At 33.8% G+C, this 15,528-nt stretch carries 3 protein-coding genes; all 3 read right to left on the bottom strand.

Features of this window, described 5'->3' with window-relative positions; genetic code table 11:
- Positions 1-6,440: non-ribosomal peptide synthetase (locus BUE24_RS23195; RefSeq protein WP_139242102.1), on the bottom strand; the 6,440-nt coding region annotated here is incomplete at its 3' end.
- A 13-nt stretch (positions 6,441-6,453) separates the two neighbouring features.
- On the bottom strand, positions 6,454-12,810 hold the full coding sequence (locus BUE24_RS23200) for a non-ribosomal peptide synthetase (protein WP_073322073.1): 6,357 nt from the start codon (positions 12,808-12,810) through the stop codon (positions 6,454-6,456).
- 207 nt (positions 12,811-13,017) lie between these two features.
- Entirely contained in the window at positions 13,018-15,369 is a 2,352-nt protein-coding gene (locus BUE24_RS23205) for an ABC transporter permease (protein ID WP_073322076.1), read from the bottom strand.
- Positions 15,370-15,528: the final 159 nt, after the last annotated feature.

Raw genomic sequence — 15,528 nt, forward strand, 5'->3', positions numbered from 1 at the left:
CTATCCGATACAATATATGACAAACGAGAAGCCGGATTACTCAAATCCAAAGGAACATAGGCACAGCCTAATTTTAGAATCCCTAAAATCGAAACCATCATATCAAATCCTCGTGGTAGCTGAAGACCAACATAAGAACCGGAACAAACACCATGGGCATCTCTTAAGTAATGCGCCAAACGAGTAGAACGTGCATCTAAATCTCCATAACTCATTTCTAAATCTCCATGAACTAAGGCAATACCATCCGGTGAAGAAGCTACACTAGCCTCAAACAATGATAGAAAACTATCAGCTTCTCCATAATCTATATCTGTAGCATTAAAAGAGTACAACAAATCCTCTTTATCTGTAGCAGAGAGATACTCAATATCATTAACTTTCTCAGTTTCTATATTCACGATTGAGTTTATTACCTCTTGTAATTGGTTCCCTATCATTAAAACTATCTCTTCATTGAGTACCGATGGGTTATAGCTAAGGTCAATCTTTAATGCTTCTTCAATAGACACTGCTATTGATAGTGGATAGTTGGTTTGTTCTTTCACCTGTACATTATCAATAACAATTCCCGAAAGACTATCTTCACTAGCACTAGAAGGGTAGTTCTCAAACACGACAATCGTATCGAACAAATCTCCCCTTACCCCAATACTATCTTGGATTTCAACCAACGATGAATGACTATATTCTCTAGAGGATGTATGCCCTTTTTGAAGAGTAGTAAGCCAATCTACAATAGAAGACTCTCCTTCAATAATAGAACAGACTGGAAGTGTATTAATATATAAACCAACTCTTTCTTCAATATTGATAATTTCAGGAATTCTTCCCGAAACAGTCGCTCCGAAAACTACATGATTAGAATTTGTATATCTAGATAATAAAAATCCCCAGGCACCTTGAACTATCGTATTAAGAGTTAGATGATGACGCTGAGTAAAATCTAAAAGAGCAGTGTATATCTCTTTATTTATTGAAAAACCATATTTTTTATTTTCTTCCTGTATATTTTTATCCTCATAAGTTCTGATAAAAGGTAAAACAGTAGGTTTTTGGATATTAGATAAATAATCAGCCCAATAGGTATTGGTTTTTAATTTTGATTTTCTATCGATAGCATCGATATAATCTCTGTAATTATCAATTTCTATTGGATCTATCTCTTCCACATTAATTAGTTGAGAATAGCCTTCGACAAATTTATTTACAAGAACTGGGAATGACCAACCATCCCAAAGTAAGTGATGATTTGTAATTATCATTTTTGTCTTTGTAGAAGATAACTTCAACAAAGTAATTCTCATCAAAGGAGGAGTTTCAAGATCGAACGGAGTTTGCGCATCGACTTTTAAAAAATCAGAAATTGCGACATTTAGTTCTTCCTGATTATATTGACTATAATCCAGTACTTCCAATGACAATAAAGCATTTTCAAAAACCCCTTGTACCGGAGTATCAAATACATCAGAGAAAAACCCTGTTCTTAGGATACTATGAGCGGCAACTATCTCTCCCCAAGCACGTCTAAAATATTCTAAATTAAGGTCTCCTGTTAAATCACAACTGATCTGTACAACATAAGCATTATAGTCTCGGTTATACAAACTGTGAAAAAGTATTCCCTCTTGCAACGGACTCAACTTATATATATCTACTAATCCTTTTTCGGCTTTCTTATCAAAGAACTCATTTAATTGAGTATTAGTAGTAACCTCAGTAAGTCCATAATCATCTGGAGTCTTTACATTTTTTTCAAGTTCTGAACAATGTTCTATAATATGCTCTAAATTCTCCTGAAAACTTTCCGCTAGATATTGAATAGTATTTGCATGGTACTTTGTTGTATCATATGCCCATATCATTTCCAGAACTCCATTGGTAACCATCCCACTAACCATGATCTTATGAAGATTTTGGTTAGCGTCACTTATATTATTCCCTGCACTTTCCTCTGCCCAACTCAAGAAATCTTCTGATGTAGAAACCCTATCAAAATTCCCAAGATAATTAAATATTAACTCCTGAAAATCAAATGACTCGAATGTATTTAACTCATTTATTTTATTCTGATATTTAGAACATACTCCAAATCCTAAACCCTTGTTAGGGATTTTTCTTAACTGTTCTTTTACTTCAGTAATTAATTCAGGTAGTGTATAATCATCCGAATAAGATAATAATACAGGGTAAATATTTGTAAACCACCCTACTGTTTTGCTCAGATCAACATCTTCAGCTATCTCTTCTCGACCATGACCTTCTAAAGCAAGAACAAAATCCGTTTGTTCTGTCCACTTACAAATTGTTCTTGTTAGTGCACTTATAAGTACATCATTTATTTCTGTATTATAAGCTTGGTTGGTTTGTTGTAACAACGCATTTGTATATTCGGAAGAAAGTTTGATCTTTACTTCCTTGATATCTTTTTGCTTCGATACTTGGTCTGATTTAAAATCAACTGGCAAAGGTTTAAATTTTTCAAGTATATCTTCCCAATACTTGGCTTCATTGTTCAATAAACTACTGTTAGAATATTTGAATAGACAGTTTTGCCATTCTCTGAAGGATGTGGTTTTTGCATATGGTTGTATTTTTGCACCATTAATCAGAGTACCTATTATCTCAGATAAATCTTCAACAATAATTCTCCAGGAAACTCCATCTACTGCAATGTGATGAGCCACAATAAACAATCGATTATATTCCTCTTTTTCAGGAGTCTTAAACATTACAAATCTTACTAACTCGCCTTTTTCAAGAGATAAACTCGTTTGATTTTTTTCACAAACCGCCTCTAACTTTTCATGAAAATTATCTGTTTCATTAATATCTACAATCTCGAGTTCGCCTTTGTAATTCCCATAGTGTTGCGTTGGAATATCTCCTTCTGAAAAATCATATGAAAAGCGTAATGCATCATGTTGAAGCATTAGAAAATCTATACTTTCTTTCAACTGTAAATCGTTGATTTTTTTATCGACATTAAGGAGTATAGACTGATTATAATGATCTTTTTGAAGAAAATTAGTTTGAAAAAAGTGCTCTTGAATTGGCCCAAGAGTTACTTCTCCCTCCAGATGTCCTTGTTCAGATTTTATTTCATCATTTTCTCGAAGATGACTTGAAAGTTCTGCTATATTTTGAAAATTAAAAATGTCTTTGGTTCTAAAAAACAGACCTTTTTCCTTTGCTCTACTTACAAATTGAATTGCAATAATAGAATCTCCTCCTAATTCAAAGAAATTATCATTGATCCCGATCTGATCTACCCCTAATAACTCCTGCCATATTGTAGCTATCTCTCGTTCAATTTTACTTTGGGGTGCTATAAACTCCGTGGTTAATATTTCATCAATTATTGGTTTAGGCAGCTTTCGTTTATCAACTTTCCCATTGGAGGTTAAAGGAATTTCTTCTATTTGAACAAGAAAAGCTGGAATCATATAATTTGGCAATTTCTCCTTTAATTGTTCTGTTATTTGATTTTTGTCAAAACCTCCTTCTGCAACCACATAACCAATTAATTTCTTTAGTCCTTTCTCATCTTCATGAACGAGCACTACAGATCGTTGAACTTCTTCTAACGTTTCGAGTACCGATTCAATTTCTCCGAGTTCTATTCGATATCCTCGAATCTTTACTTGTTCGTCAATTCGCCCAAAAAACTCTAGTTCATTATTGTTTGTCCATCTTGCGAGATCCCCAGTTCTATACATCAGTTCTCCAGTTTCAAATGGATCTTCGACAAACCTGTTATTGGTTAATTCCTTGTTATTTAAATACCCTTTAGTAACTCCTTTTCCTGATAGGAATAATTCTCCAACAGAGCCAATAGGCAATACCGAAAAATTCTCATCTAATATGTAGGCTTTGGTATTACCAATCGGAATTCCAATCGGAATCTTTGAACCTACCGGAAATTCGTGTTCTACCTTCCTTATTAATGAAGTTACAGTGGTTTCCGTAGGCCCATATTCGTTATAAAAATCATAATCGTTTACATATTGATTCACCAATTCGGAGCTACATTCTTCTCCTCCAGAAACGACACGTCGTAAACTTGGCTGATAATTTAATTGTAAACCATTTAAATAGGTCGGCGTAGCATGTAAGTGAGTAATGTTATGATCCTGTATGTACTTGTTAAAATTGACATTGTCAATAATAGTTTCTTTGTCTATTAACACTAAAGTTGCACCTGTGGCAAATGCGAGCCATATTTGCTCTACAGAAGCATCAAAGCTGATACTTGAAAATTGTAAGATCTTATCCGTTGAGTTCACTCCAAAATACGACCTTTGAGAACATATCAGATTCACCACAGATTCATGAGTGACCATTACTCCTTTTGGTTTACCGGTAGAACCAGATGTATAAATGATATAAGCGACATCATCTTTATTGATTACTACTTCTTTCAAATCAAAAGAGGCCTCTTTGAAGTATTCTATCTGATCTAGAACAATCGTTGGAATTTCGAAAAGGTCTTGGTATTTATCTTGAGTGAGTACAATATCGGCTTGGGTATCTTTTAAAATATATTCTATACGTTCATTTGGAAGAGACGAATCTATAGGCACATATGCTGCTCCTGCTTTTAGGATTCCTAAAATCCCTACAATCATATCAATAGATCTTTCTACGCATATAGGGACTAAATTACCCGAAGTGACCCCTTGATTTATTAGAGTATTAGCAAGACCATTGGATTTAGCATCTAATTCTGCATAACTAAGCTCTGAGTTGAAAAACTCAAGTGCCTTGGCAAATGGATTTAGTTTAACCTGTTCGGTGAAAAGATCTATGGTTGAATTATATTTTTCGACATCTTTTACTTCATTGTTCTCATTATTAACAAGCAAGATTTGTTGATACTCTTTTTCTGAAAGTAGATCAATATCTTTTACCTTTTTAAAGGGTCTTTCTGCAATTTGAGATAGTACTCTCAAATAATATGTTCCAAATCTTTCAATGGTAATAGCCGAAAACAAATCATCTCGATATTCGAATACGGCATTCAAACTATCAGGAGTTTTATCTACCGTAAGGGTAAGATCAAATTTGGAAACATTATATTCTAACGATTGTAAGGATAAGTTAGCATTCCCAAGAGATATGCTTGGAACTTCATCATTATTTTCATAAGCAAACATGATATGAAATAATGAATTTTCAAAACTATCCCTTTGTGTCGATAAATTGTTGACTAATAGTCCAAAAGGTATATCTTGATGATCGTAAGCCTGTAAAGTTGTTTTCTTAACTTGTTGAAGCTGATCTACGAAAGCCTTTTCTGTGCTGATATTTGTTCTTAACACCAATGTATTTACAAAGCATCCTATCAAGGATTCGATATCTGGGTCAAATCGATTGGCCACAGGAGTTCCAATACTTATATCTTTTTGGCTTGTATATTTTGATAAAAGTACCTGAAAAGCCGCTAGCAGTAACATGTACATTGTTACCTCCTGGTTTTTTGCTACTTTTTCAAGTTCTTGTGTTAGGGATGCGCTTATCGGAATCGTAATAGTTTTACCTGTTCCTTTGTTTTCTGAAAATCTGGGATAATCTGAAGGGAGATTAACAGGCTCTATTCCAGAAAGGTGGTTCTTCCAAAAAGATAGTTTTTCTTCAAGTTTCTCCTCCTTTAAATATTGTCTTTCCCAATTTGCATAATCCGCATATTGTATCTCTAATTCTGGTAACGCTACAGGTCGATTTTCTAATTCGGCATTATACATCTCCATCATTTCTTTGGCAAAAATTGGAAGTGACCAACCATCTGCAGCGATATGATGCATTACGATAATAAGAAGAAAAGTGTTATCTATTCTTTTGTATAAGGTAACTCTTAACATATGATCCGAAGAAAGATCAAAAGGTTGGTACACCAAATTTTCTACAATTTGGTCTTCGGACAAAGAAGTCTTTGAGGCTTCAACATAAGAAAGTTTCCATTGATCTTTAGAAAGTATCTGTTGAAAAAGATGTCCTTTTTCTTGATAAAAAACAGTTCGTAGACTTTCGTGACGATTGACTATTTTGTTGAATGTAGATTCCAAAATATGCTCGTCAATTTCATTATCGACAGAGAACATTGCTGGAATATGGTAATGTACGCTACCGTCATAATTATCAATTAACCACAGTCTTTCTTGAGCAAAAGAAAGAGGGATTCTATCATCTTCATTTCTTGGAAACGGTTTGATTCTTGAATATTTACCATCCTCAGAACTATTTACGGTTTCATTGAGTAAGAACTCTCTAATTTCTTCTTTTCTTTCTCTAAATGTTTCGATATCGGATGGAGAAACCTCAACGCCCTCTTTTACAGTAAGCATTAATTTTTCTCCTTGTAAAAAGATGGTTATTCCTTTCTTTGAAGCATCTTCTAAGAAAGATATTACATCAGTTTCTATACTTAATTCATTTATCATTTCTTAGTAGTTTTTAAAGTTCGATAGTAATACCATTGGTCACTTCATCTTTTTTATGTAATGAAGAAATCACACGAATATATTTTCCAAGCTCACTTAAATTGCCTAGTTCAAAAAATCTTTGGATAGATATATGCACAGAAAACTCCTTGTTCATAACCGATAATACTCTTACAGCTAACAAGGAATGCCCTCCTAGTTCAAAAAAGTTATCGTAAACTCCGATTCGATCTATATTTAAAAACCCTTTCCATATCTCTGCAATCCTAATTTCTACTGCATCTCTTGGCGCCACATACTGTGTAGTGAGTACTGAAGTATACTCTGGTTTCGGTAACCTTTTACGATCCAGCTTCCCATTATGATTTAAAGGTATCTCTTCTAATCTCATGATTGTAGAGGGAATCATATATTCAGGTAGTTGTTCTTTTAAGGTGTTCAAAATCTTTTTGGCATCAAATTCCTTTTCGTTCATTACCACATATGCGCCAAGGATTGCATCTCCGTTTTTATCTTCTATTTTGATAACCGCAGCTTGTTGAACCGAGGTGATCTGTTCTAATGTTGCTTCTATTTCTCCTAGTTCAATTCGATATCCTCTAATTTTAACTTGAGTATCTATCCTTCCTAAAAACTCAATGTTTCCATCTGGAAGCCACTTTGCAAGGTCTCCTGTTTTATATAGCTGGTAAGAGCTTTCTTTTTCATACGGATCAGCAATAAATTTTTGTTTGGTCAATTCGTCTCTATTCAAATACCCTCTAGCGACTTGTATACCGCCTATCAAAAGTTCTCCTGCAATACCGATTGGAAGCTTATTTTTATACTTATCTACGATATAAATTTTTGTATTGGCAACAGGTTTCCCGATCGGAACTACGTTCGAAAACTCTGTATTCTCGGTAAGATTTATCGCTGTTACATCAATTGCTGCTTCTGTAGGTCCATATAAATTATAAAGATTAACCTCAGGAAGTTTGGCTCTAAACTCTTTTACGGTTGATGATTTTAGTTCTTCTCCGCTACAAATTACATTTTGCAGACTTTTGCAATTGCCTTGATGCAATTGGGTTAAGAACACCGACAACATCGATGGTACAAAATGCATTGTTGATATTTGTTCCTTTTGAATGAGTTCCTGTAAATACATAGGATCTTTATGACCATCTGGCTTAGCAAAAACTAATCTGGTTCCTGTAATTAACGGCAGTAACAGTTCCCACACAGAAACATCAAAACAAAATGTCGTTTTTTGAAGTATAACGTCATCTTTGGTTACTCCCAAATAATCTCTCATCCACAATAATCTATTCAGTATTCCCGAATGCTGGTTCATGACTCCTTTAGGTTTACCTGTGGTTCCTGAAGTATAAATTACATATGCCAAATCATCGTTACTCAATAACACTCCAGATGGTTTACCCGATTCCTGGATATATATTTCTTGTTGGTCTATACAGATAGGTTCCTGTGTAATGAAAAGATGTTTGTATTTGCTTTGAGTGATTACAAATTCAGAATCCACATCCTTTAAAATAAAATCTATACGATCCTTTGGGTATTCTGGATCTATTGGAGCATATGCACCTCCGGATTTTAAAATTGCCAAAATTCCAATCATCATTTCCAATGACCGATCGATACAGATTGGAATTATAGTTTCAGGAGTTACCCCCTTGTTAATCAATAAATTTGACAAACGATTAGAACGTACATTAAGGTCCTCAAAACTTAAACTTTCTTCACCAAATACTACTGCCGTGGCTTTTGGCTGTGACTTTACCTGTTCTGCAAATAACTCTAATATGGTATTGTATTCGGGGTAGGCCACCTCGGTTTCATTAAAATTATGAAGTATATCATGATCCTCTGCAGAAGTCACAGGTAGTTTGTATATTTTTTCTTCCGGTCTTGTCGCTACTGCCTCGAGTAAATTCTGAAGATATCGCGATAGACTTTTAATCGTGTCTTCTTTGAAAAGTTCAGTTCTGTAATTAATTATGAATTCAATGCCATCCGAAGTTTGAGTAGCATCAAAAGTCAATTCAAATTTGGCTACATTGTTATGTACTCCAGCTGCCTTGGTTAAGGTAGTATTACCTAGATTTATTTCAGATAAGTTTTCCTCGTTTTGCAAAATTAGCATCACCTGAAACAATGGACTTCTATTCAGATCTCTGTTATCTACTACATTATCTATTATTTTTTCGAATGGTATTTGCTGGTATTTCTGTGCCTCAAGTGTGGTGTTTCTAATTATATGAAGCAACTCCAAAAATGTTTGCTCCTCATCCACAAAAGTCCTAAGAGCTAAAGTGTTAACAAAAAACCCTATTAATTGATCCACTTCAATTTGTTCCCTATTTGCAACAGGTGCTCCCACACATATATCAGATTGTCCTGTATACTTGGATAGTAAAATTTTAATACCAGACAACAAGACCATAAAAAGCGATACACTTTCATCTTGTGAAATCTTAGTCAGTCCTTGACTCACCGATTTTGGAATCGAAAACTTATAATTTGCTCCTTGATAAGAACTTTTCTTGGTTCTATTAAAATCAGTGGGGATTTCTAAAGGATCTAGATCTTTTAGTTTAATAGTCCAATACTGCAAACCTTCCTTAAAACTTTCGTCTCCCAGATATTCATTTTGCCAAATACTATAATCCAAATATTGAATAGGTAAATTTTCGAGTTCAACATCTTTCCCATTGATCAAAGCAGCATAAATTAAAGAGAGTTCATTTTTAAAAATGGGTACGGACCATCCATCAAAAGCGATATGATGTATCACCATGATTAATTTTTCATAACCTTTCTTCCCTTTTAAAGCCTTAATTCGAATTTTGTGATCTTTTGACAAATCAAAAGGTTCTTGTATGTTTTCGGTTATAAGTTGATCTACCTCTTCTGGAGATAATTTTTCAATATTTCCTTCGCTTTCGATTTGCCATTGATTTTCAGGAAGAATACGTTGATATGGTTTCCCTTCCTTGGTATCAAAAACGGTTCTTAACGGTTGGTGTCTATTCACCAATATTGTCATAGCCTTTTGAAAAACATCAATATCAAAATTCTCTTCTACCTCCAGAATAATTGGCATATGGTAATGTTGCGAACCTTCGAACTGATCGATAAACCAAAGTCTTTCCTGGCCAAATGATAGTGGCACATATTGAGGTTTATCCTTTACGCAAGAAATTTTGGTAAGTGATAATTTTTCTTGGTTTTCTATAAAAATAGATTGTTGCCGTATTGTGGTGTGCTCGAACAAGTCATTTATAGAAATTTCTACTTCCAATTCCTTTTTAATTTTGCTTGCCAATCGAGTTGCAGAAAGAGAATGTCCTCCCAAGGTGAAAAAATCATCATTGACCCCGATGTTCGAAACACCCAGAATCTCTTGCCATAAGACTTCTAACTCTTTTTCCAGCTCTGTTTCTGGCGCTATAAAATCACTTGAGGAACTCGTCAACGTATTTGGATCTGGAAGTGCTTTTTTATCTAACTTCCCATTGATCGTAAGTGGCATGCTATCAAGCAAAACGAACTGTGAAGGAACCATATATTGAGGTAACTTCTCTTCTAATAGTTTTTTAAGTTCTAATGGTTGTAAATTGGTACTAGAAGTGTAATAACACAATAAGAATGGATCATTATTTTGTTCTTTTACAGTAACCACTGCTTCTAAAATTTCATCACAATCCAAAAGCACATTTTCTATTTCGCCTAATTCAATTCTATATCCTCTAATCTTAACCTGATAATCTTGTCGGCCTATAAACTCTATTTGACCATTTGGGTTCTTAACAACCACATCTCCCGTCTTATACATTTTCTGATGCTCAACAAATGGGTTTTCAAGAAATTTCTCTGCAGTTAAATCTGGCTTATTGATATATCCATCGGCTACACCATTACCGCTCACATAAAGTTCGCCAGGAACTCCTATTGGCATAGGTCTTAATTGTCTATCCAGAATATAGATTTGTGTATTTACTATAGGATTACCTATGGGTACAGAAAGACTTGTCTCTGTTTCGGCATATTCGTAAATCATACAACCTACCGTAGCTTCTGTAGGGCCATACTCATTGTATATTTTTGCTTTTCCTTGAAATTTTTGAAAAATATCTCTAGCCAGAGCAGTATCCAATTTCTCTCCACCAACTACGAACTTTTTAGTAAAAATCATGTCTTCTTCTTCAGAAAAATGACTATCACGAATAACTTTCAAATGAGACGGCGTAAGTTTAATAATATCTGTCCTATTGTCTTTAATTATTTTATTTATTGTGGGCTCCTTTCCTTCTTCTTTGTATATGATTATAGAATTTCCAGAGATCAACGGAGTAAAAATTGACGTCACGGTAAGATCAAAGGAAATTGAAGTATACAGTGGAAAATTACCTCTATCTTTGCCTACATAACTTTCTTTTGCCCAAGTAGCATAATTGTAAAGTGAGTTATGATTAATCATCACCCCCTTAGGTGTGCCGGTTGATCCCGAAGTATAAATTACATATGCTAAATTTTTGGGAGATATTTTGTTGTGAACGGGATCGTTCTGATACTTGCCTTTTTCGAACTCTACATCAATTGCAAATTTGGGACCTTCATAATAGTCCATGTCAAAAATGTAATACATTTCTGAAATCAATAATTTTATTCCCGAATTCGAAATGATATTTTCTTTTCTAGAAGCTGGATATTCTGGATCGATAGGAACATATGCTGCTCCAGATTTCAATATCCCCAAGATTGATAGGATGACATTTTCACTACGATCTAAACAAATTCCTATTAAATCATTGTTTTGGATTTGAAATTCGTTTGATAATTGATGTGCTAATTCATTAGAGCAATCATCCAATTCTTTGTAAGTCCATTGCACATTCTCGTACTGCACTGCGATAGCATCGGGCGAATGCAAAACTTGTTTATTGAATAGATCTAAAATAGTCTCTGAATCCTTTTTTTCTACAATAGTATTGTTGAACTCAGAGATTAGCTTTTGTTTTTCATTAGGTAAAAAGTGATCTAATGATTCGATGTTAGTATCCCCAGAACTTTTTGACATTTCTACAATTATATTCTTGAAATGTTCTGCAAATGATGTAATAAAGCCTTCATCAGTTAATTTGTTCTGATATATTATTTCAATATCCAACGTTTCTCTAAAGAAAACATGAATAACAATAGGAATTCCTGTATCTCCATAAGTAGATCGTAAACGAAGAGAAAAATCTTCATTTTTATTGATCGCACTCAAATCAATTGGATAATTTTCTATAACTAGAATTGAGTCAAACAAACTATCCTGAGGTTTCAGATTCAGCATTTCTTTTATCTCATTGTAAGAAGTGCTGCTGTATTCATTTCGAGCTATAAATTCTTTATTTACGCGTTCTAGATACTCGGCTATAGTTAGATGATCAGTATCAGCAATTCTCATAGGGATGGTATTAATAAAATTACCCATCACCTGATCTGCCCCATTTACTGCAGAGTCTCTATCGGATATTGGTGTTCCAAACACTACATCATTGCTATTCAAATACCTTTTCAAAAGGATACCGTATGCCGCATAAACAATTGTAGCCCGGGTTACTCTATGCTCAGAGACCAGATTATCTATCAGATCCAGAGTAACCTGAGAATGAACCTCTTTTATTGATTCTTTTTTGATACGATCAACGGTTTGGTCTTTGTGAAGTGGTATAGGTTTTATGGTGTAATCTTCCAGGTATTTTTGCCAATACTCTTCACTACCCTCTGCATTTGATCTTTCTTTTATATTTAATAAAACCGAACGGTAATTTGGTTTTCTTGTGTCGGCAACTATACTGTTTTCAATATCATAATAGCTAGAAAAGAGTTCTTTTAAAAGAATACCGGTACTCCATCCATCATATAGAATATGATGATGAGTAATCATAAAGATAAATTCCTCTTGTGCTATCTTGAGAACACTAAATCGTAAAGGAACTTGCCTGAGATCAAACTTACGTTCCCTATCCTTTCTGATTGCACGATCAATTTCAAAAGATACACTTTGATCGACATTGGTTGTTAGATCATTATAGTTAAATTCGATTGTACTTTCTTTAAGAACGATCTGTAAAGGTTTACTCGTTTTCTCCCATTCAAAAACAGATCGTAATACTTCATTATTAGATTGTACGTTCGAAATTGCTTCTTGTAATGTATCAACGTTTAAACTCCCTTTGATTACAAAAGAAAGTTGTATGTTATACAAATTTTGGTCATTATCCTCTAAATAATGAAATAACATTCCTTTTTGAGCCATGTTAAGCTCGAAAATATCCTGAACATTGGATTTATCGATTTTCTGTGCTGAGTGCATATCTTCTAAATAAATTTGTGAAAATTATATACGCTCGCTTTTTATGAAAGTATCATTTGATTGCCGCGAGGGTATGAAAGAAGTGTCCTGATATAAGGAAATATCAAGATTGTATTGAATAACTAAATGTCTGAGAATTTATACTCACAAACATTTAGCTACCCATACTATATAACTATTAAATACTAAGTTGATTTTAGTTGATGATTATTCGTCTCTAAGACAATCTACAGGATCTACTCTTGCAACTTTGGTAATTTGTAAACCGACTGTAAATAATGCGATGAATAAAGAAAGTAAACCTGCCAAAATAAAATAAGTAGGCTCTAGATCGATCCGATAGGAAAAGTTTTCTAACCACTTTTTTGTAATGATGTAACTAATAGGTGTAGCAATAATAATAGCCACCACTAAGATTTTGATAAACTCTATGGATAGTAGATAAAAAATATTAAAGTTACTTGACCCTAACGCTTTTCGAATCCCTATTTCTTTAAGTCTTCGTTCTGCAGTGAATGCCGCCAGCCCAAACAAACCAAGGCAAGAAATGATAATAGCGAGCCCAGCGAAATATTGTGAAAGCACTGATACTCTTTGCTCTGAAGCATATTTTGATTGGTATTCATCATCTACAAATTTGTAGTTAAAGGGAAATCCTGGATTAAACTCCTTAAAATGATCTTGCAAATTGGCAATTATATTTTTTTGATTTTCAACATCTATTTTTACCATTATTGAATTTGCGTTATTCTCTGGTGTTAATAGAAAAAATAAAGGCGTTATATCTTTATACAAGGATTCAAAATGAAAATTCTGAACTACCCCCACAATTTGCTTTTCTTTTCCTCTAAATTTGATGGTTTTACCAATTGGGTCCTTCAGATTCATTGCATCTATCGCTTTTTCATTAAAAATAATTCGAGAAACATCTGAGTTATGGTCCCTGGTAAAGGAACGTCCTGATTTCATTTTCATGTCCAACATTTCGATGAAATTGGTATTGACTACTAATACACTAAAGTCGATTTTACTATCCGGTAGTTTTCCTTCCCATTCTAATTCGTTGGTTCTTGGATAAAAGAAAAAATCATAATACATACTGGAGGCATTCTTCACTCCTGGAATGTTCTTAACATCTGCTAAATACGTCTCCAAATGCTTTCTTACATTGCCTTCTGCATTAAAATAAATCAATCCATCTCTGTTGTATCCTAAGTTTTTATTCTGGACATAACCAATTTGTTTGTATATAACCAACACTGATGTGATCAATATAATAGAAATCCCATATTGAAATATCACTAATCCCTTTCTGGCGAAAACTTCTCCTAAAGACCCTTTGATATTTCCTTTTAAAACATTTGCCGGGCTAAAACTGGAGAGATATAATGCCGGATAACTTCCTGCCAAAAGTCCTGTAATAAAGACTACTAATAGTAAGTAAAACATAAAATAAGGTCCGAAATCAAGTGATAAGTCTTTATCAGCGATCTGATTAAAAACGGGTAAGATAAAATACGTAATTACTATGGCTATTACAACAGAAATGAGTGTCATCAAAATTGCTTCAAAGAAGTACTGTATAATTAATGGCGATCTACCAGAACCAACAGCCTTTTTAATCCCAACCTCTTTCATTCTTCTCATCGCTTTTGCAGTAGATAAGTTCATGAAATTAATACAAGCTATTATAAGAATGAGTATAGCAACAATTGAAAATAACCTCACATATTCGATTCTACCCCCTACCTGAACACCATTTTCAAATTTTCCGTGTAAATATTTATCTACATAAGGAATGGCCGTTAATGATGCTTCCTGCTGGCTTTCGGATTTGCTCCGAATTAACGATGTAATTTTATCGTTAAATCCTTCTATGTTGTTGGTATTATTTAAAATCAGGTAAGTTCTTGGATAATTATTTCCCCAATCACTAAACGATGGGAATTTATCAGTTAGCACTTTGATTGGTAGTAAAAAGTCAAAATCATCTGAAGATTTGTCTACTTTTTGAAACACTCCCGATACTACAAAATCTCCCCGATCTTTAATTTCTACGGTTTTTCCAAGGACATCTGTAGAATTAAATAATATTCTAGCCAATTTACTTGAAATTACTACCGAACTTTTATCCGATAAGACCTCATCTTTATACCCTTCTATCAAATCGTACGAAAAAACATTGAAAAAATCTGGAGTTGTCCATTTACCTTGTGTATTAAAACTGTTGTCCTCATAAGTAAACGTCATTGCTTCATTAGGAGTGGCTGTAACCGCTTTATCCACCTCTGGGATTTCTCGTACAATAGTCTCTCCCAATAAGGTTGGAGTAATTTCTCCTGTACTTATTCCTTCCAAATCCAATGGAATACTTCTCATAACCTGGTAGAGGTTATCTTTTTGCTCATGAAATTTATCAATACTCAATTCATCATTTACCCATAATGAGATTAGAAATACACAGATTAATCCAGAGGATAATCCCAATAGGTTGATAAAAAAAGTAGATTTATTCTTTAAAAAAGTCCTATAAAAAATTAAAAGATAATGTGAGATCATTTTGGTTTTAAGTTTTAATGCTCCGTATTCAAAGATGATGCCAATAGAAAATATGATTAGAAACCCTTCAAAAACTGGGATAAAGAATCAAAAAAATCTAATTAGAGTATCGTTTTCGGACAGCTACTGTTCAATAACGGACATTGTGTTAATTTGTAT

The sequence above is a fragment of the Aquimarina spongiae genome, assembly GCF_900141785.1.
Lineage (GTDB): Bacteria > Bacteroidota > Bacteroidia > Flavobacteriales > Flavobacteriaceae > Aquimarina > Aquimarina spongiae.

What these genes read in the sequence shown, in the direction of transcription:
- BUE24_RS23200 (WP_073322073.1), bottom strand. Translation starts at nt 12,810, where the DNA reads ATGCACTCAGCACAGAAAATCGATAAATCCAATGTTCAGGATATTTTC.
- BUE24_RS23205 (WP_073322076.1), bottom strand. Translation starts at nt 15,369, where the DNA reads ATGATCTCACATTATCTTTTAATTTTTTATAGGACTTTTTTAAAGAAT.